19 protein-coding genes are annotated in these 16,741 nt (G+C 65.9%); 12 read left to right on the top strand and 7 right to left on the bottom strand.

The window, feature by feature from the left end:
- Positions 1-113: 113 nt before the first annotated feature.
- Positions 114-476: a response regulator gene (locus ACZ1JV_RS26135; protein WP_465151152.1), complete on the bottom strand. Its 363-nt coding sequence runs from the start codon at positions 474-476 to the stop codon at positions 114-116.
- Between the two features lie 73 nt (positions 477-549).
- On the opposite strand from ACZ1JV_RS26135, the gene ACZ1JV_RS26130 reads away from it, so the two are divergent.
- The 5 genes from ACZ1JV_RS26130 to ACZ1JV_RS26110 are packed head-to-tail and all read left to right on the top strand — an operon-like array spanning position 550 to position 3,840.
- Entirely contained in the window at positions 550-831 is a 282-nt protein-coding gene (locus ACZ1JV_RS26130) for a DUF3572 domain-containing protein (protein ID WP_465152658.1), read from the top strand.
- Entirely contained in the window at positions 828-1,490 is a 663-nt protein-coding gene (locus ACZ1JV_RS26125) for an HAD family hydrolase (protein ID WP_465151151.1), read from the top strand. The genes ACZ1JV_RS26130 and ACZ1JV_RS26125 overlap by 4 nt, the downstream gene beginning before the upstream one ends.
- Positions 1,483-1,956, top strand: coding sequence for a RidA family protein (locus ACZ1JV_RS26120; protein ID WP_465136929.1), 474 nt, complete (start codon positions 1,483-1,485; stop codon positions 1,954-1,956). The genes ACZ1JV_RS26125 and ACZ1JV_RS26120 overlap by 8 nt, the downstream gene beginning before the upstream one ends.
- Positions 1,937-2,707 (top strand): glycerophosphodiester phosphodiesterase family protein, encoded by a 771-nt coding sequence (locus ACZ1JV_RS26115; protein ID WP_465151150.1) that lies wholly within the window; start codon positions 1,937-1,939, stop codon positions 2,705-2,707. Before ACZ1JV_RS26120 ends, ACZ1JV_RS26115 begins: the two co-directional genes overlap by 20 nt.
- Positions 2,704-3,840, top strand: a complete 1,137-nt coding sequence (locus tag ACZ1JV_RS26110; RefSeq protein ID WP_465151149.1) for a GNAT family N-acetyltransferase — start codon at positions 2,704-2,706, stop codon at positions 3,838-3,840. Before ACZ1JV_RS26115 ends, ACZ1JV_RS26110 begins: the two co-directional genes overlap by 4 nt.
- A 7-nt stretch (positions 3,841-3,847) precedes the next feature.
- Here the strand turns inward: ACZ1JV_RS26110 and ACZ1JV_RS26105 are convergent, their stop codons facing one another.
- The gene (locus ACZ1JV_RS26105; protein ID WP_465136932.1) at positions 3,848-4,183 is read right to left on the bottom strand and encodes an SEL1-like repeat protein; all 336 of its coding nucleotides are present in this window, start codon (positions 4,181-4,183) and stop codon (positions 3,848-3,850) included.
- A gap of 320 nt (positions 4,184-4,503) precedes the next feature.
- Between ACZ1JV_RS26105 and dksA the strand changes: the two genes are divergently transcribed.
- From dksA to ACZ1JV_RS26080, 5 genes are all read left to right on the top strand, one after another.
- Positions 4,504-4,962, top strand: a complete 459-nt coding sequence (dksA, locus tag ACZ1JV_RS26100; RefSeq protein WP_395329995.1) for an RNA polymerase-binding protein DksA — start codon at positions 4,504-4,506, stop codon at positions 4,960-4,962.
- Between the two features lie 293 nt (positions 4,963-5,255).
- A complete protein-coding gene (locus ACZ1JV_RS26095; protein WP_465136933.1) occupies positions 5,256-5,621 on the top strand; it encodes a PilZ domain-containing protein in 366 nt (121 codons plus the stop codon).
- 121 nt (positions 5,622-5,742) lie between these two features.
- A complete protein-coding gene (locus tag ACZ1JV_RS26090) occupies positions 5,743-7,341 on the top strand; it encodes an ABC transporter substrate-binding protein (protein WP_465151148.1) in 1,599 nt (532 codons plus the stop codon).
- 69 nt (positions 7,342-7,410) lie between these two features.
- A complete protein-coding gene (locus ACZ1JV_RS26085; protein ID WP_465152657.1) occupies positions 7,411-7,800 on the top strand; it encodes a DUF4112 domain-containing protein in 390 nt (129 codons plus the stop codon).
- The gene (locus ACZ1JV_RS26080; protein ID WP_465151147.1) at positions 7,800-7,982 is read left to right on the top strand and encodes a hypothetical protein; all 183 of its coding nucleotides are present in this window, start codon (positions 7,800-7,802) and stop codon (positions 7,980-7,982) included. The genes ACZ1JV_RS26085 and ACZ1JV_RS26080 overlap by 1 nt, the downstream gene beginning before the upstream one ends.
- Here ACZ1JV_RS26080 and arfB read toward each other — a convergent pair.
- From arfB to pabB, 4 genes are read right to left on the bottom strand one after another with little or no spacing between them, the layout of a single operon-like run.
- Entirely contained in the window at positions 7,969-8,385 is a 417-nt protein-coding gene (arfB, locus tag ACZ1JV_RS26075) for an alternative ribosome rescue aminoacyl-tRNA hydrolase ArfB (RefSeq protein WP_465136937.1), read from the bottom strand. The two genes, ACZ1JV_RS26080 and arfB, sit on opposite strands and share 14 nt — an antisense overlap.
- A complete protein-coding gene (locus ACZ1JV_RS26070) occupies positions 8,382-9,035 on the bottom strand; it encodes an RluA family pseudouridine synthase (protein ID WP_465151146.1) in 654 nt (217 codons plus the stop codon). Before ACZ1JV_RS26070 ends, arfB begins: the two co-directional genes overlap by 4 nt.
- 1 nt (position 9,036) lies before the next feature.
- Positions 9,037-10,206 carry a pyridoxal phosphate-dependent aminotransferase gene (locus ACZ1JV_RS26065; RefSeq protein ID WP_465151145.1) on the bottom strand — a complete coding sequence of 390 codons (1,170 nt, stop codon included), beginning with the start codon at positions 10,204-10,206 and terminating at the stop codon, positions 9,037-9,039.
- 13 nt (positions 10,207-10,219) lie between these two features.
- Entirely contained in the window at positions 10,220-12,016 is a 1,797-nt protein-coding gene (gene pabB, locus ACZ1JV_RS26060) for an aminodeoxychorismate synthase component I (protein WP_465151144.1), read from the bottom strand.
- Between the two features lie 174 nt (positions 12,017-12,190).
- Here pabB and ACZ1JV_RS26055 point away from each other — a divergent pair, with 174 nt between their 5' ends.
- A complete protein-coding gene (locus tag ACZ1JV_RS26055; RefSeq protein ID WP_465151143.1) occupies positions 12,191-13,789 on the top strand; it encodes a helicase HerA-like domain-containing protein in 1,599 nt (532 codons plus the stop codon).
- Between the two features lie 4 nt (positions 13,790-13,793).
- Positions 13,794-16,451: a M1 family metallopeptidase gene (locus tag ACZ1JV_RS26050; RefSeq protein ID WP_465151142.1), complete on the top strand. Its 2,658-nt coding sequence runs from the start codon at positions 13,794-13,796 to the stop codon at positions 16,449-16,451.
- A 49-nt stretch (positions 16,452-16,500) separates the two neighbouring features.
- On the opposite strand, the gene ACZ1JV_RS26045 is transcribed toward ACZ1JV_RS26050, so the two are convergent.
- Complete coding sequence (locus ACZ1JV_RS26045; RefSeq protein WP_465151141.1) at positions 16,501-16,722, bottom strand: hypothetical protein; 222 nt, start codon at positions 16,720-16,722, stop codon at positions 16,501-16,503.
- Between the last annotated feature and the right edge of the window lie 19 nt (positions 16,723-16,741).

Raw genomic sequence — 16,741 nt, 5'->3', positions numbered from 1 at the left:
TCGGGCGGCGCTGTGGCCGATAATTGCGGCGCAAAAGCGGCGGCGGGGGGTAAAGTCAAGCACAGGCGCGTCGGGAAGGGCCATACCGGCGCCCGGAACGCCTGAGGGAAGGGTCATACCAGCGCCCGGACGGCCTGCATGAAGGGGCCGATCGATACCGGCTTGGCGAGATATCCTTCAGCGCCTGCCTCGCGGATGCGTTCCTCGTCGCCCTTGCCGGCATAGGCCGTGACGGCAAGCACCGGGATCGTCCGCAGCACTGCATCCTTCTTGGCCGCTTCGATCAGGTCCAGACCCGAGACATTGGGCAGCTGGATGTCCATGATGACGAGATTGGGCACGAATTCGCGCGCCCTTTCGAGCGCGTCCAGCCCGTCCGCCACCGGCTCCACGGAGAAGCCCTGGCTCTTGAGCACGTCGCAAAAGAGCTTCCGGTTGAGGTCGTTGTCCTCGACAACAAGGATTCGCTTTGCCATTCCGCGCCTGAACCCCATCTTGCGGCTGAGTACCGCTCCAAGATGAGTACCGCTCTAGGACAGGCAAGCGAGGCTGACAATTCCAGGAAGTTCACCTTCCCCATCGCACGATCCCGCAGCGCTGGCGCTCAATGCGCTTGGCTGGGTGCTGACCGATGACGATCGCGCCGAACGTTTCCTGGCGCTGACGGGTCTGACGCCCGACCATCTGCGCGCCTCGTTGGGAGAGGCCGGCACCCTGACGGCGGTGCTCGATTTCCTCTGCGCGCATGAGGCCGACCTTGTTTCGGCAGCCGATGCATTGGGCGTAAGGCCTGAGGAACTCGCTGCCGCCCGCCAGAGGATCGGCCGATGACCCGTCCGCTGCTCATCACCGATTGCGATGAAGTGCTGCTCTACATGGTCAGCCATTTCCGCGACTGGCTGGCCGAGGACGAGGGCGTGAGTTTCGACATGTCGCGCGGCGATTTTTCCAGCGCCATGCGCCGCACCGCCACCGGCGATTTGCTGGAGCAGGCGGAGATGTGGTCGCTGCTCAACAAGTTCTTCGATGGCGAAATGCATCGGCAGACCGCCGTGGAAGGCGCGATCGAGGCGATTCGCGCGATTGCCGACCATGCCGATGTCGTGGTGCTGACCAACCTGATGGATTTCCGGCAGGAGGCGCGCCGGCGCCAGCTGGCCGACCATGGCGTCGACCTGAAGGTCTACACCAATCAGGGTCCGAAAGGCCCGGCGCTCAAGGCGATCCTCGACGAATATGCGCCCAGCCGCGCGGTGTTCATCGACGATCTGGCCCAGCATCACGGATCGGTCGCCGAATTCGCGCCGGACATCGGCCGCCTGCACCTTTGCGCGGAGCCGCTGCTGGCGCCGCATATCACGTGCGCCCATGCGGCAGGCCATGCCCATGCGCGAATCGACGACTGGAAGAGCGCCACCCCGTGGCTGCTTGACTGGTTGACCCAGACCGACTCTACCCAAACCTACAGGGAAATGCCCCAACATGACTGAGATCGAAACCCGCCTTGCCGCCCTTGGCCTGACCCTTCCCGAAGCGGCGGCCCCGGTCGCCGCTTATGTGCCGGTGGTGATTGCCGGTGACACGGCCTACGTCTCGGGCCAGCTGCCTTTCGTCGACGGCAAGCTCGTCACCGGCCGCCTGGGCGAGGACGTCAGCCTTGAAGCCGGCGTCGAGGCAGCGCAGGCCTGCGCAGTGATGATCCTGGCCCAGCTCAAGGCCGCGCTCGGCTCGCTCGACCGGGTGGAGCGCGTGGTCAAGCTGGGCGCTTTCGTCAATTCGACCGGCGATTTCACCGATCAGCCCAAGATCGCCAACGGCGCCTCGGAACTGATGGTTGCGGTGTTCGGCGATGCCGGCAAGCATGCCCGCAGCGCAGTCGGCGTGCCGGTGCTGCCACTGGGCGCCGCCGTCGAAGTGGACGCCATCGTGACGCTTCGTGCTCCTCGCCTCGATTGATCGATGGCTGGCGCCGGCACCCGATCCAAAACGGGTCGGGTGGATCGGCGCGCGCGACTATGCGCACCGGGGCCTGCATGGCGCGGGTATCCCGGAAAACTCGCTTGCCGCCTTCGAGGCGGCGCTGCGCGGCCAGTTCGGAATCGAGCTGGACGTGCAGCGTGCGGGTGACGGAACGCCGGTGGTGTTCCACGATGCCACGCTCGACCGCCTGACCGGTGAGAGCGGGCCGATCTCCCGCCGCAGTGGCGCGCAACTGGCGGCGGTCCGCCTGACCGGCAGCGAGGAGACGATACCCACGCTGCGGCACGTGTTCGATCGCGTGGCAGGACGAGTGCCGGTGCTGATCGAGGTCAAGTCGAGCCGCGCCGCCCGCGTGGCTGCCTTGTGCCTTGCGGTGCGGCGCGTGCTGGAAGGCTATGCCGGCGACTATGCGGTGATGAGCTTCGATCCGCGCGTGGCGCACTGGTTTCGCGTCCATTCGCCGCTGACCGTGCGCGGGCTGATCGTCAGCGAGGGGGAGGATCGCGCGCTGCCCGGTTCGATCCGCCGCCATCTGGCCTTGTGGAAGGCGCGCCCCGATTTCCTTGCCTACGATGTGCGCGACCTGCCCAGCCGCTTTGCGCGGGCCCAGCGCGAACGTGGGCTGCCGGTTGCGAGCTGGACCGTGCGAACCGACGAGCAGCAGGACCGTGTGCGCGAACATGCCGATGCCGCAATCTTCGAGCAGCTTGCAGAGGTTCCCGAATGAGCGAGGGCGAATTTACCGCCCGGATCCACGGCAGCGTTTCCGCCCTACCCGCCGACGAATGGGATGCCCTGGGCGACGGCGGCAATCCGTTCGTCAGTCACGCCTTTCTTTCCGCGCTCGAGGCTTCGGGCAGCGTGGGCGGGCGCAGTGGCTGGAGCCCGGTGCCGATCACCATCGAAGGGCCCGACGGCCGGCTGGCAGCGGCGCTTCCCGCCTATCTCAAGGAGCATAGCCAGGGCGAATACGTCTTCGATCATGCCTGGGCCGATGCCTGGCATCGGGCGGGCGGCGCCTACTATCCCAAGCTCCAGATCGCAGCGCCGTTCACCCCGGCCACGGGCCCGCGCCTGCTGACCCCGCATCCCGAACTGCAACTGCCGCTGCTGCGCGCGGCAGAAACGCTGTGTCGTGAGCATGGCCTGTCCTCCGCCCATGCGACTTTCATCGAGCCGGATCAGGTAGCGGTGTTCGAATCGGCCGGCTGGCTCCTGCGTGAGGATATCCAGTTCCACTGGGAAAACCGCGACTATGGCAGCTTCGACGATTTCCTTGGCGAACTCTCGTCGCGCAAGCGAAAGGACATCCGCAAGGAACGCGAGAAGGCGCAGGAAGGCGTGGAAATCCGCACGCTCACCGGTGCTGATCTGCGCGAGGAGCACTGGGATGCGTTCTGGGCCTTCTATCAGGACACCGGCGCGCGAAAGTGGGGCCATCCCTACCTGACGCGCGCGGCGTTCTCGCGGCTGGGCGAGACGATGGCGGACCGCATCCTGCTGGTCATGGCCTATATCGATGGCGAGCCGGTTGCCGGTGCGCTGAACTTCATCGGCGCGGAGGCTCTCTACGGCCGCTACTGGGGCGCCGTGGTGGAGAAGCCGTTCCTGCACTTCGAGCTGTGCTACTACCAAGCCATCGATGCGGCCATCGCGCTGGGCCTCTCGCGCGTCGAGGCGGGCGCCCAGGGCGGTCATAAACTGGCGCGCGGCTATGAGCCGGTGCGGACGGTTTCTGCGCATTACATCGTCCACGATGGCCTGCGCGGCGCGATTGCCGACTATCTCGAACAGGAGCGGGCCGGAATCGCGCAGGATCAGATGTTCCTGGGCGATCGCACTCCGTTCCGCAAAACCTGAAAGCTGATCAGGCCGCCTTGCGCGTGCTGGCGGCGAGCCACTGGCGGGCGCGGCGCTGCGCTTCGGCAATCTCGCGCGCGGTCATCTCGTCGGAGACTTCGGCGCGGCAGGCGGGCGCTTCCTCATGGCCGGCAACGGCGGCGAGGTTGAACCACTTGTGCGCCTCGATCAGATCGCAGGGCACGCCCTGGCTTCCGGTCGAATAGGCGACGCCCAGGTCGAAGTAGGCCGAATAGTCGCCCTGCGCGGCAGCGGCGAGCCGGTCGGCGACCAGCAGGTTCTCGGCATTGATATCGGCTTCACATGCGGTGATGCCGTGAACATTGATCCAGACAGTACCCATAGTAACCCCCTTCGTAAGGCCGTTCCCGCGGCCTTTCGATGCGATGAGGTTGCGCCGTTCATGGTCAACAAGTCGTTAACGACAATTCGAAAGTCCCTGTGGGCATTTTGGGCGGCATTCCGGCGTGTAGTTTGGGACACAGCTTTTCCGCTTATCGAACAGCCATTCAGGTTTTTTGTGGAAGGCTTTGGTTATGACCTTGTGCAGCCCGAAGGCCGGCCTTATAGGCCGCCGCACCACGGTTTGCCGGGAGGTCACTGGAAAAATCCGGGGCCGCAGGGCGTAGGCAGGCCGCGGGAATTCGTGCGGAGATTCTCTGGATGGCAACGGCCCTAGCTGACGAAATTGATGTCCTCGCCAAGGCCAAGCGTATGCTTGGCGGTTCCTACGTTCCCGCTGAGAACGAGCCTTATATGTGCGAGGCTCAGCAGGATTACTTCCGGCGTCTATTGCTCGCCTGGAAAAAATCGATCCTCGACGCTTCCGCCGGAACGCTGGCGCAGTTGCAGGACGGCCCGATCCGGGAGCCCGACCTTAACGACCGCGCTTCCAGTGAGACCGACTGGGGCATCGAACTGCGCACCCGCGACCGCCAGCGCAAGCTGATTGCCAAGATCGATTCCGCCCTGCGCCGGATCGAGGAAGGCGAATACGGTTATTGCGAAGTGACCGGAGAGCCGATCGGCCTCGGCCGCCTCGAAGCTCGCCCGATCGCGACGATGACGGTGGAAGCGCAGGAAGCGCACGAGCGCCGCGAAAAGGTCTCGCGCGACGATTGAGCCGCGTGGGACGGGGACCCGAAGCGCGTCCGGCGCGGCGGGTTTGCCTGCGACTTTAAGTATCTGAACTGAAAGCGCGATTGCGGATCAAATTCCGCTTGCGCCGAAGCTTCGGTCATGACCACATTTTAACCCTGTTTTGGCGCGGCGGGGGCTGGCCTCGGATGGTCATTAAGGCTTTCTTGGTGACTGCCCCTTAGAACGTGGTGGCAATCGTGTTAGGCTTGTGCGGACAAGTGCTCCGCCGGCCCATACGATGCCCGGCGTACGCCTTGAATACCGGACGAGAATACATGACCGAAGAGAACCGACAGATCGCACGTGACAGCCTGTTTCTGATGGCTGACCTGCGCGTCGATGGTTTGGACGGCGAAAGCCGCATCAAGGTCCGCAATCTTTCGCCCGGCGGCATGATGGGCGAAGGCATGGTGCGCGTCGTTCGCGGCACCCCGGTCAAGGTCAATATCCGCAACATCGGCTGGGTGCCGGGCTCGGTCGCCTGGGTGCAGGACAACCGCTTCGGCGTGGCGTTCGGCACGGACATCGATCCCAAACTGGCCCGCGTCGCGGTGAATGCCGCCGAGGACGCAACCCCGCGCTTTGTTCGCAATCACGAAGCGCTCTATTCCCCGGATTCGGCAGCCCTGCGCAAGATTTGAGCGCCGCCCGGGGCATTGCTGCGGCGGAAAGGGTCGCGATCGCTGCTGCCCTTGCGCTTTTTCCCGAAGATGGATGCAGCGGCCATTTGCGGGCCTGCCGAAATCGACTAGTCCCAAAGGCATGACCGCTTTGCGCACAGGTTACGCCGCGTTCGGCCTTCTGGCTGCGCTGGCGCTCGCCGCGTGCGGATCATCCAGCAATTCGGCGCTGAGCGTGGCAGTGATCGGCAACGCCGCGGATCCTTTCGCCACGGGTCTGCAACGCCCGCTTGCCGGCCAGCTGGCCCGCGCATCGACGACAGAGGGGTTGGTCTCTTTCGACGAGAAGGGGCGCGTGATCCCGGCGCTCGCGGATCGCTGGATCGTTACCGACGATGGGCTGAGCTATATCTTCCGGTTGCGGGACGGCAACTGGCTCACGGGCGATCCCTTGACGGCGCAATCGGCAAAGCGGGCGCTTGATACGGCCCTCGATAGCCTGAAGGGCACGCCTCTCGAACTCGATCTGTCGGGCATCGACGAGACCCGGGTGATGGCCGGTCGCGTCATCGAGATTCGGTTGAATCGGCCGATGCCCTATCTGCTCCAACTGATCGCGCAGCCCGAATTGGGGTTGGTGCACCGGGAGCGAGGCGCCGGCCCGATGCGGCTGGAGCGGGAGCGGAACATCGCCAGGATGGTGCCGATCGATCCCGCGCGGCTGGGCCTGCCGGCGATCGAGAACTGGACCCGCCGCACCCGCCGCGTCGATATGAGCGCGCTCGGGGGCCCGGCGGCGGTGGATGCCTTCAACGCAGGCACAGTGGATATCGTGATGGGCGGTGAAATCCAGGATTTCCCGCTAACCCGATCGGTGGGCATCCTGCGCGGCACGATCCAGCTCGATCCCGTCATCGGCCTGTTCGGCCTGCAGGTGATGAACGATCGCGGGTTCCTGGCCGATCCTGCCAATCGCGAGGCGATTGCCATGGCGATCGACCGCGACGCGCTGATCGCACCGTTCGGCGTGGGCGGCTGGACGGCAACCACCCGCATCGTCACGCCCAGCCTGGACGGAGACCTGGGCACGATCGGCGAGCGCTGGGGCAACCAGAGCATCGATGAGCGCCGCATCGTCGCCGCCGGCCGGGTACGGCGGTGGGAGGGTAATTCGGCCCCCGCGCAGATGGCGGCACCGGCCTTACCGGCTCCGTCCTCGCCCGCTGCGCAGCCGGTGCGTCTGGCGCGCAAGATTTTCCAGCGCGGCCCCAAGGCGCCGACACCGGCCGACCTCGCCGCGCGGGCGCCGCAACTGACGCTCTGGCTGCCGGCGGGGCAAGGTGCTGATACGCTGTTCGAAAAGCTTTCGTCCGATATGGCGGCCATCGGCATCCGGCTGATGCACGCGCCGAATGCTGCCGGGGCCGACCTTGCGCTGGTTGACGAAATTGCCCGCTATCCGCGTGCCGCCTGGTTCCTCAACCGTCTATCGTGCCGTGCCCGTCGCGGCATCTGCTCCGCCGATGCCGATGCGCGCGCGGCGGAAGCGTCGGTGGCGCAGTCTCCCGAACAGCGCGCGGCGCTGTTGACCGAAGCGGAGGCGGAATTGACCTCCGCTAACGTCTTCATCCCGTTCGGCACGCCGATCCGCTGGTCGCTGGTGCGTGGCAGCGTGGACGGCTTTGCGCCCAACACCTGGGGCTGGCACCCCTTGATGCCGCTGGCCTGGGTGCCCAAATAACCTGAGCGGCGCTTTTGCCGTTCGAGGAGTGCGACGACTTTGGCGACTGGACAGGCTTCTGCCCGCCGCATGGAAATGGATCTTCCGCTGGGGTCCGATCCGCTTTCCGTCACCCGCCGTGTGGAAATGGTGGAGCGCGTGCTGGAAAACGCGTTCACGATTCCCGGCCTGCGCCGCAAGGTCGGCCTCGACGCGGTCGTGGGTCTGGTGCCGGTGGCAGGCGACGTGGTTTCGGCGCTGATGGGCCTCTATCTCGTCTGGGAGGGCCGCAATCTCGGCATGTCGAAATGGCAACTGGCCCGGATGAGCGCGAATGTCGGCGTCGATACGCTGCTGGGCGCGATTCCGGTGGCGGGTGATCTGTTCGACTTCGTGTTCCGGTCGAACAGCCGGAATCTCAAGATCATCCGCAAGCACATCGCCAAGCACCACCCCCACGCGCAAGTGATCGAGGGCTGATGAAAGCGCATTTCTGGCTGGCGGCGATGGTTCTGCCTCTGGCGGGTTGCGGATCGCCGGATCCGGTGCCCGCGCCGGTCACCTCGGATGAGGCCAAGGCGCTCGATCAGGCGGCGGAGATGTTCGATGCGCGGCCTTCCGATATGCCTTCGGATGCGGCAACGGGGCTCAGTCGAAACTGACCTTGCCGCGCCCGGCCTTGACCGATCCGCGCAGCTTCTTGCCCTTCAACCGCTGTTCCTTGCCCACCCGGTTGAGCCGGCTCTTGGCGCGCTTTTCGGGCAGCTTGTGGGCATCGCGCAGCATTTCCGCGAGGCGTTCGCGGGCATCGGCACGGTTGGCTTCCTGTGTGCGGAAGCGGCGGGCAGTGAACATCAGTTCTCCACCCGAGGTCATCCGGCTGCCCGCCAGTTCCTTCAACCGTGCGAAGACCGGCGGGGTCAGCCGTAGCGCATAGACGTTGATCCGCAGCTGGACCGCCGTCGCCACTTTGTTGACGTTTTGACCGCCCGGCCCGGAGGCGGCGATGAAGCTCTCGCTCGCCAGGGCCTGGGCGCGGTCTATCGTGGCTTCAATCTCGCTCATTCATCGCTGAAGCCGAGCGCGGCGAAATCGCGCGGCAGCGGCGCCATAGCAACGATCGGCTCCTTGTCGCCGCGCGGCACGGTCAGGCCTGCTGCGTGCAGCATGGTACGCGGCGCGCCCTTGCTGGAACCGTAGACCGGATCGCCCAGCAGCGCGTGGCCAAGGCCGGAGGCGGCATGGACGCGGATCTGGTGCGTGCGGCCGGTTTCCGGGCGGAATTCCACGAGGGTCAGGCCGTTCTTCTCGTCCAGCTTGCGCCAGTGGGTGACGGCGGGTTTGCCCTTCTTGGCGGGGATCATGCGCCAGCCGTCCTTGGCGGTGCTGACCTTGGAGAGGTTGAGCGCAATTGTGCCTTCCTCTTCGGCCAGCGTGCCGGCGACGATGCCGAGGTAGCGCTTCTCGACCAGCTTCTCCTCGAAGGCAGCGGAAAAGCGCTTCAGCGCCTTGGGATTGCGGGCCAGCAGCAGGCAGCCGGAGGTGTCACGGTCCAGCCGGTGCACCGGCGCGGGGTGGCGGTGGAAGCCCAGTTTCAACTCGTCCAGCCGGTCTTCGAGGCTCGGCCCGCCGGCGCGCGGCGTATCGAGCGGCAGGCCGCCGGGCTTGTCGATGACCAGCGCTTCGCCGTCCTCGAAGAGGATTTCCAGTTCCATGTTACGTCAATGCTTTCTCTATGCGCCGCAGCGCTTCTTCGAGCCGCGCGTCATCGGCGGCGAAACTGATGCGGAAACCGTCATGCCCGCCGAAGGCTGAGGCCGGGACCAGCGCCACGCCATGCTCCAGCAGATGCAGCGTCAGCTTCACATCGTCCCCGCCAAAGCGGTCCATCAGCGGCGTCGCGTCGATCATGCAGTAGAACGCGCCATCGGGCGAGGGCGTCGACAGGCCGGGAATCGCGTTGATCGCGGAAACCACCATATCGCGCCGCTTGCGGAACCGCTCGCGCCATTCGGTCAGGAAGTCCTGCGGACCTTCGAAAGCGGCAACGGCAGCGGCCTGACTGATCGAGCAGGGATTGCCCGAGGAGTGCGATTGCAGCTTTTCCATCGCCTTGATCAGCCATTGCGGCCCCGCGGCCACGCCGATGCGGAATCCGGTCATCGCGTGGCTCTTGGACACGCCGGAGACGGTCAGGATGCGGTCGGCAAGGTCCGGGCAGAGGTTGGCCAGCGTGGCATGCGGTCGGCCCGTATAATTGATCGGCGCGTAGATATCGTCGGACAGCACCATCACGCGCGGGTGGTGACGCAGCACTTCGCCGATGCCGCGCAGCATGTCTTCGGGATAATAGGCGCCGGTGGGGTTGCCGGGGCTGTTGAGCAGCACCCAGAGCGTACGCGGGCCGATCTGCGCTTCCAGATCGGCGGGGGTGAAGCGGAAGTTGTCCTTGGGCGACGTGCGCAGCGGCACGACCTTGCCGCCGGCGAAGCGCACGATCTCCGGATAGCTGACCCACCACGGCGAGGGCACGATCACTTCGTCGCCTTCGCTCACCGTCGCCAGCATCGCGTGGAAGATCGCCTGCTTGCCGCCGGCGCTGACCGTCACTTGCGAAGGCGGAACCTCGATGCCGAGATCGCGCTTGAAGTGCAGCGCGGCGGCCTGCTTCAGCTGCGATGTACCGCCGACCGCCGTGTACTTGGTCTGCCCGGCATCGAGCGCGGCCTTGGCCGCCTCGATCACGTGGGGCGGGGTGTCGAAATCGGGCTCGCCGACCGAGAGCGAGATCACGTCGATGCCGGATTCACGCAGGGCGATGGCGCGGTCGGTCATCGCGGTGGTCCCGGAGGGGGCGATGCGGGCGAGGGCAGCGGAAGTGTGCATCAGGGGCGCGCCATCAGGTAAGAAGCTGCGCGGGCATCAGGCCGCGCAGGGCATTGCCGATCAGGAAACCGTCGGAAAGGTCGTCCAGCGTCAGGTCCGCCTCGACCGCGCGGCCTTGCTCGATCAACGAGCGGCGCAGCACGCCGGGCAACAGGCCCAATGCGGCGGGCGGGGTCAGCAGCATGCCGTCCCGCTCTACGAACAGGCTTGTGAAGCTTCCTTCGGTCAGCAACCCGTCATCGCGCAGGAACAGTACTTCCTGCGCGCCGGCCTTTTTTCCCACGGCCAGACCGGAATTGTAGAAACCGCGATCGCTGGTCTTGTGGCGCAGGCGCCAATCGCCGCTGTCGACCGGAAGCGGCAGCACGCCGACCGTCACCGGGCCGTCGAAGGCTTCGGGCAACTCGGCCAGTTCCAGTGCATAGGCGCCGCTGCGCGCGGTGACGAGGCGCAGCTTGGCAGGCGCATCGGCATCGAAGCAGAGCGCCTGAATCGCATTGCGCACGGCATGGCGGTCAAAACTGAAACCCAGCGCCTCTGCGCTGGTACGGACCCGCTCCAGATGGAGTTCAAGCAGCGGGATGCCCTCTTCGGGCGTAAAACGCATCGTCTCGACAAGATCGAAACTGGCGGGTGAAGTTGCCCCTGCCGAATCTCGCACGAAACCCCCTTTGACCAGGCATTCCCGCCATTCGGGAAGCGCTTGTGAATCGGCGACCACCGCCGAACCGACGCCGAGTATGGCCCGGCCCGCTGTTCCCTTGCCGTCCGGCGTCAGACGCAAGGTTCGGATTGCCACATTGAACGCGGCATCGCCAGAGGGTTCGATGAAACCGATTGAACCGCAGTAAGGCCCGCGTGCATGGGGTTCGACATCTGCGATCAGTTCCATTGCCCGGATCTTCGGCGCGCCGGTGATCGATCCGCAGGGGAACAGCGCCCGCAGCAGATCGACAGCCCCCTTGTCCGGCGAGAGGCGGGCGTGGACCGTCGAGACCATCTGATGGACGGTCGGGTAGCTCTCGATCGCGAAGGGCTGTTCCACCCGGACGCTGCCCGTCTCCGCCACGCGCGACAGGTCGTTGCGCATGAGGTCGAGGATCATCAGGTTTTCCGCGCGATCCTTGGTGCTGGTGGCCAGTTCCTCGCGCAGTAGCGCGTCTTCGGCCGCGTCCTGCCCGCGCGGGCGGGTGCCCTTCATCGGGCGGACGGTGACGGTGTGATCGTCCAGAGCGAAGAACAGCTCGGGGGAGAAGCTGAGCAGCCACTCGCTGCCATCGCGGATCGCCGCGCCGTATCCGGCGGCGGCGGCGGGGCGGATCGCGGCGTAGAGTGCCAGCGGATCGCCGTGCCACGGCCCTTCGAGCGGCAGGGTCAGGTTGGCCTGATAGATGTCGCCCGCCTCGATGGCGCCGTGAATCGTATCGAATGCGCGGGTGTAGTCGCCCGTGGAGATCAGCGGATCGAGCGGGCCGATGCCGACCGGGCCGGGCGCGGCGTTTTCGGCCAACCAGCGCGGAATTGCAGCGGCGGGAACGGTTTCGAAGCCTTCGAAGGCGCCGAACCAGACCAGCGGGCCGTCGGTCTTGCGCAGGCCGGCCAGGCGCGGCTCGAGCGCTTGCCCTGCCTCGTAGGCGAGGTATCCAGCCAGATGCAGCCCTTCGCCCGACAATGCCTCGATCCGGGAGAGCGCGGGCAGCACCTCCCGTTCGGTATGCGCGACGACGATCTCCACCGGATCGCGGTAGATACGCGCGTCGGCCGCGCCCTCAAGGCGGGCGTCGTCGAAAAGGATGAAGGGCTGGGGCATGGTTGCGACTGGGCCTTTAGCGCCCGATTTCAGGCGCCGCCAGTGCGCTTCGTCGCAAGGTCCCTTTACTGCGTTTCGCGACCTCTGGGCGATCAAGTGGCGGGTCCGCCAAAATCCCTCTCGCCCTTGCCCAACCTGCGCTCTATCACCTTCGAACGGTGCAAGGAGGCATGAATGGAAGAGATTTTCCTGGGACTCGGTGCCAACGGTGAACGGCAGGTCCTGCACCTTGGTCGCGCCAATCGTCACGGCCTGATCGCGGGCGCCACGGGCACCGGCAAGACGGTGACGCTGCAGACGATTGCCGAACAGTTTTCCGCCGCCGGCGTGCCGGTGTTCCTTGCCGATGTGAAGGGGGACCTTTCGGGCATCTCCATGTCCGGCAGCCCGCAGTTCAAGAACGCCGCCATTCTGGAAGCCCGGGCCAAGGAAATAGGCCTGACGGACTATGGCTATTCCGACAATCCGGCGATTTTCTGGGACATCTACGGTGAGCAGGGCCATCCCGTCCGCACCACGATCTCCGAAATGGGGCCGCTGCTGCTCTCGCGGCTGATGGACCTCAACGACACGCAGGAAGGCGTGCTCAACGTCGTCTTCCGCTATGCCGACGAACAGGGCTTGCTACTGCTCGACCTGCCCGATTTGCAGGCGATGCTGGCCCATGCGGCGGAGAACGCGGCGGAGCTTTCCACCAAATACGGCAATATCACCAAGGCCAGTGTCGGCACGATCCAGCGCCAGCTGCTGGCATTGGACAGCCAGGGCGCGGCGCAGTTCTTCGGCGAACCGGCGCTGGAAATCGCCGATTTCATCCGCTGCGACGATAAGGGGCGCGGCTACATCAACATCCTGGCTGCCGATAAGCTGATGCGCAGCCCCAAGCTCTACGCCACGTTCCTGCTCTGGCTGCTGTCCGAACTGTTCGAGGTGCTGCCCGAGGTGGGCGATCCCGAAAAGCCGAAACTGGTGTTCTTCTTCGACGAGGCGCACCTGCTGTTCGACGATGCCCCCAAGGCGCTGCAGGACAAGGTGGAGCAGGTCGTCCGCCTCGTCCGCTCGAAGGGGGTGGGCGTCTACTTCATTTCGCAGAATCCCATCGATATCCCGGAAGACATCGCGGGCCAGCTAGGCAACCGCGTGCAGCACGCCTTGCGCGCATTCACCCCGCGCGACCAGAAGGCGATCAAGGCGGCGGCGGATACCTTCCGGATCAATCCGGCGCTGAATGTCGTGGAAGCGATCACCGAGCTGAAGGTCGGCGAAGCGCTGGTTTCCACGCTCGATGACGATGGCGCGCCCTCGATCGTCCAGCGCACCTTGATCGCGCCACCGCGCTCGCGGTTGGGTCCGGTGGACGCCAAGGAGCGGGCGATCATCCAGTCGATCAGCCCATATCAGGGCAAGTACGACACTCCCATCAACCGCGAGAGTGCTGAGGAAGTGCTGGCTGCCAAGGCCGCCGACGCGGCGGCAACCGCGCAGGAAGTGGCGGAAAAGGGCGCCGCCGAAGTCGGCAAGCAGGAACGCAAGAGTCCCAGTCTGTGGGACGGGCTTGGCGGCAAGGTGGCCAAGGCGGCGGCGGGTGCGGCGGCGGCAAGTGCGGGGTCGATCCTTGCCCAATCGATGCAGGGCAAGAAAAGCCGCGCGAATCCGCAGGCTTCGGCGGCCAGCGCGGCGGCGGGGACGGTGGGCGACGCCTTGGGCAAGGCCATCGGTTTTCCGGGGCTTGGCCGGTTCGCCCGCAATCTTCTCGGCGGCCTGATGCGCTGAATTGGTGAGGGTTTCCTGTCGTCTGGCTCTCTCTTCGGCGCTGCTTATCGCGCCGGGACAGATCTGGGCGCAGGAGGCCGCTCCCATCGTTTCGCAGGCGGCGCCCGACCTGCCGTTCGGGCGGCTCAGCGATGCCGTGCGGCCCACGGCCTATCGGATCGACCTGACGCTCGACCCTGAAAATCCGCGTTTTTCGGGCCGCGTCGAGATCGACCTGAACGTGACCAGAAGTGCACCTAAAGTGTACCTGCACGGCCGCGACCTCGATGTGGGCAAAGTCACCGCGCGCTTTGGCGGCGAAACGCTGATCGGCCATTGGCGACAGCTTGATGCCAATGGTCTGGCCGTGGTCACTTTCGACCGCGATCTCCCCGCCGGACCCGTCACGCTCAGCTTCGATTACGGCGCCGCCTTCGCCAACGGACCCTCCGGCCTGTTCCGCGTTAACGTCGAAGGGGAATGGTACGTCTGGAGCCAGTTCCAGTCGATCGACGCGCGCGCTGCCTTTCCAGGGTTCGACCAGCCCGGTTTCAAGACGCCGTTCACGCTGACCCTGCGCACCCCGCCTGGCCTGACCGCGATCAGCAATGCGCCGGAAGCGGGCGCGCCGCAGATCGAGAACGGCCTTGCCGTCCATCGCTTCGCGCCCAGCCTGCCGCTGCCGACTTACCTGCTGGCGGTCATGCTCGGGCCTTTCGCCACGCTGGAAGGTGCCGTCCCGCCCAGTGCCGAACGATCGGCGCCGCTGCCTCTGCGCATCGTCTCCACCCGCCAGAATGCCGGAAAACTGGCCTTCGCGCTCGACGGCAGCGCGCGGATCGTCACCCAGCTTGAGGACTTCTTTGGAGAGCCGTTTCCCTTTCCCAAGCTGGACCAGATCACCAGCCCCGTGCTGCCGGGCGGCATGGAGAACGCCGGGGCGGACCTCTACCGCGACGACATTCTGGTGATGGATGCCGCCGCGCCGGTGGAGCAGCAGCGCCTGTTCGGTACCATCGTCGGCCACGAACTGGGCCATCAGTGGTTCGGCGATCTGGTCACCCCCGCCTGGTGGGACGACATCTGGCTGAACGAAAGCTTCGCCAACTGGATCGGCTACCGCATGGGCGACCAGTGGCGGCCGGACCTGGGCATCGCCGGGGACGCGCTGCAGGCGGGGTTCGAGGCGATGGAGATCGACGCGCTCGTCGCCGGGCGCCCGGTCCGCCAACCGATCGAGACCAGCGATCGGATCGATTCCGCCTTCGATGCCATCACCTATGGCAAGGGCGGCCAAGTCGTTTCGATGATCGCCGGATGGCTGGGCGAGGATCGCTTTCGCGAAGGCGTGCGCCGCTACATTGCCGCCCATCGCGGGGGCAACGCCACCAGCGACGATTTCTTCGCGGCGCTGGCCGAAGTGGCCGGCGATCCCCGACTGGTGCCCGCCTTGCGCAGCTTCGTGGAACAACAGGGGGTGCCCTTGCTGGCAATCAGGCAGCAGGGCGACCGCGTGGCCGTGACCCAGCTGCGCTACACCACCGCCGGCATCGCTCCCCCGCCGGGGAAGTGGATCATTCCGCTCTGCTTCCGGCGCGGCGCGCAGAGGACCTGCACGATCATGGACCGGCAGAACCAGTCCTTCACCGTGCCGGGTAGCGGGCCAGTCTTTCCCAACGCCGGTGGGGCCGGATACTATCGCTTCGAACTGGCGGCCGGGCACTGGCAGTCGCTGATCGCTGCCGCAGGAAGCCTGCCGGCCGGGGAGGCGCTGTCGCTGGTCGATTCGCTCGATGCCTCGATCCGGAGCGGACGCGGCAACGTGTCGGAAATGGCGCTGCTCGCCCGCGCGCTGATCCGTCATCCCGATCCCCATGCCGCCGATGCGCCGTTCGAGGCGCTGTCGCGCTACGTCATGCAGGGCCTTGTCACTGGGCGCGGGCGGCTGGGGTTCAATGTGCTGCGCGAACGGCTCTATGTGCCGCTGCTGAAAGAATATGGCTTCGATCCGCGCGCCGGCGTCTATGTGCATGAGGCGCCCGCGCGCATCCAGCGCCGCGTGCAGGTGGTGGAGGCGCTGCTGGCGACCAGCCGCGGCGGCAAGCTGCGCGACCAACTGGCACAGGCGATGCAGGCTTACCTCAAGGGGGACAGCGCCGCGCTGGACCCGGCGTGGATGGACCATGCGCTGGACGTTTACCTGTTCCAGAAGGGCGCCGATGCCGCGCGCGATCTGGTGGAGCGGGCGCTGTCTTCGGACGATCCGGTGTTCCGCCCGGCCGCACTGGCGGCGGCGGCGCGGACCAGTGACGTGAAGCTGGCCTCATGGCTGCTCGACCTGAAAGACCCGCGCCTGCGCGAAGGCGAGCGGCTGAGTTTCCTCGACGGCATCATGGCCCGCAGCGCCACGCGCGATCTCGGCTATCAATGGGCGTTGGCGCATCTGGACGATCTGGTCACGGCCAGCGGCGGCCAGTTCTTCTCCGCCCGCCTGCCGCAGATGCTGGGCCGTTACTGCTCGGTGGAGAAGGCCGAGCAGATCACCCGCGACTTCGGGCCGAGCCTCGCCGGAACGCCGGGCGCTCTGGAACTGGCGCGCGCCAGCGAGCGGGTGCGCAATTGCGGGCTGCTCGACGATCTGGTCGGCACGCAGATCGATGCGGATTTCGTGGCGATGAAATAGGGGGGGATGCGATGGGGAGGGAAGGTCGGTTTGCGCCCTAGAGCAGTTTTCAACTCGACTGCGCCGGATCGACTTCTCTAAGTTTTTGGTTTGGCGCATTTTCCGAGTCATCAGGTGATTCGACCTGATTAGAAAATGCTCTAAACAGGTCTTTCGGCCGCCACTTCGGCGAGCCCCGAAAGCGGACGGTCAGCGTTGCTTGGGCGGCATTCATACGACTCTGTGAGATCGTGTCCCAGGACGTGGTGTAGCTGAAGGCTGAGGTGGTCACCGTGATTTTCGGGTAGGTT

Source organism: Novosphingobium sp. BL-S-19, assembly GCF_055521675.1.
Note: the sequence above shows the minus strand (reverse complement) of the source record. Positions and strands in the feature narration are given on the sequence as shown.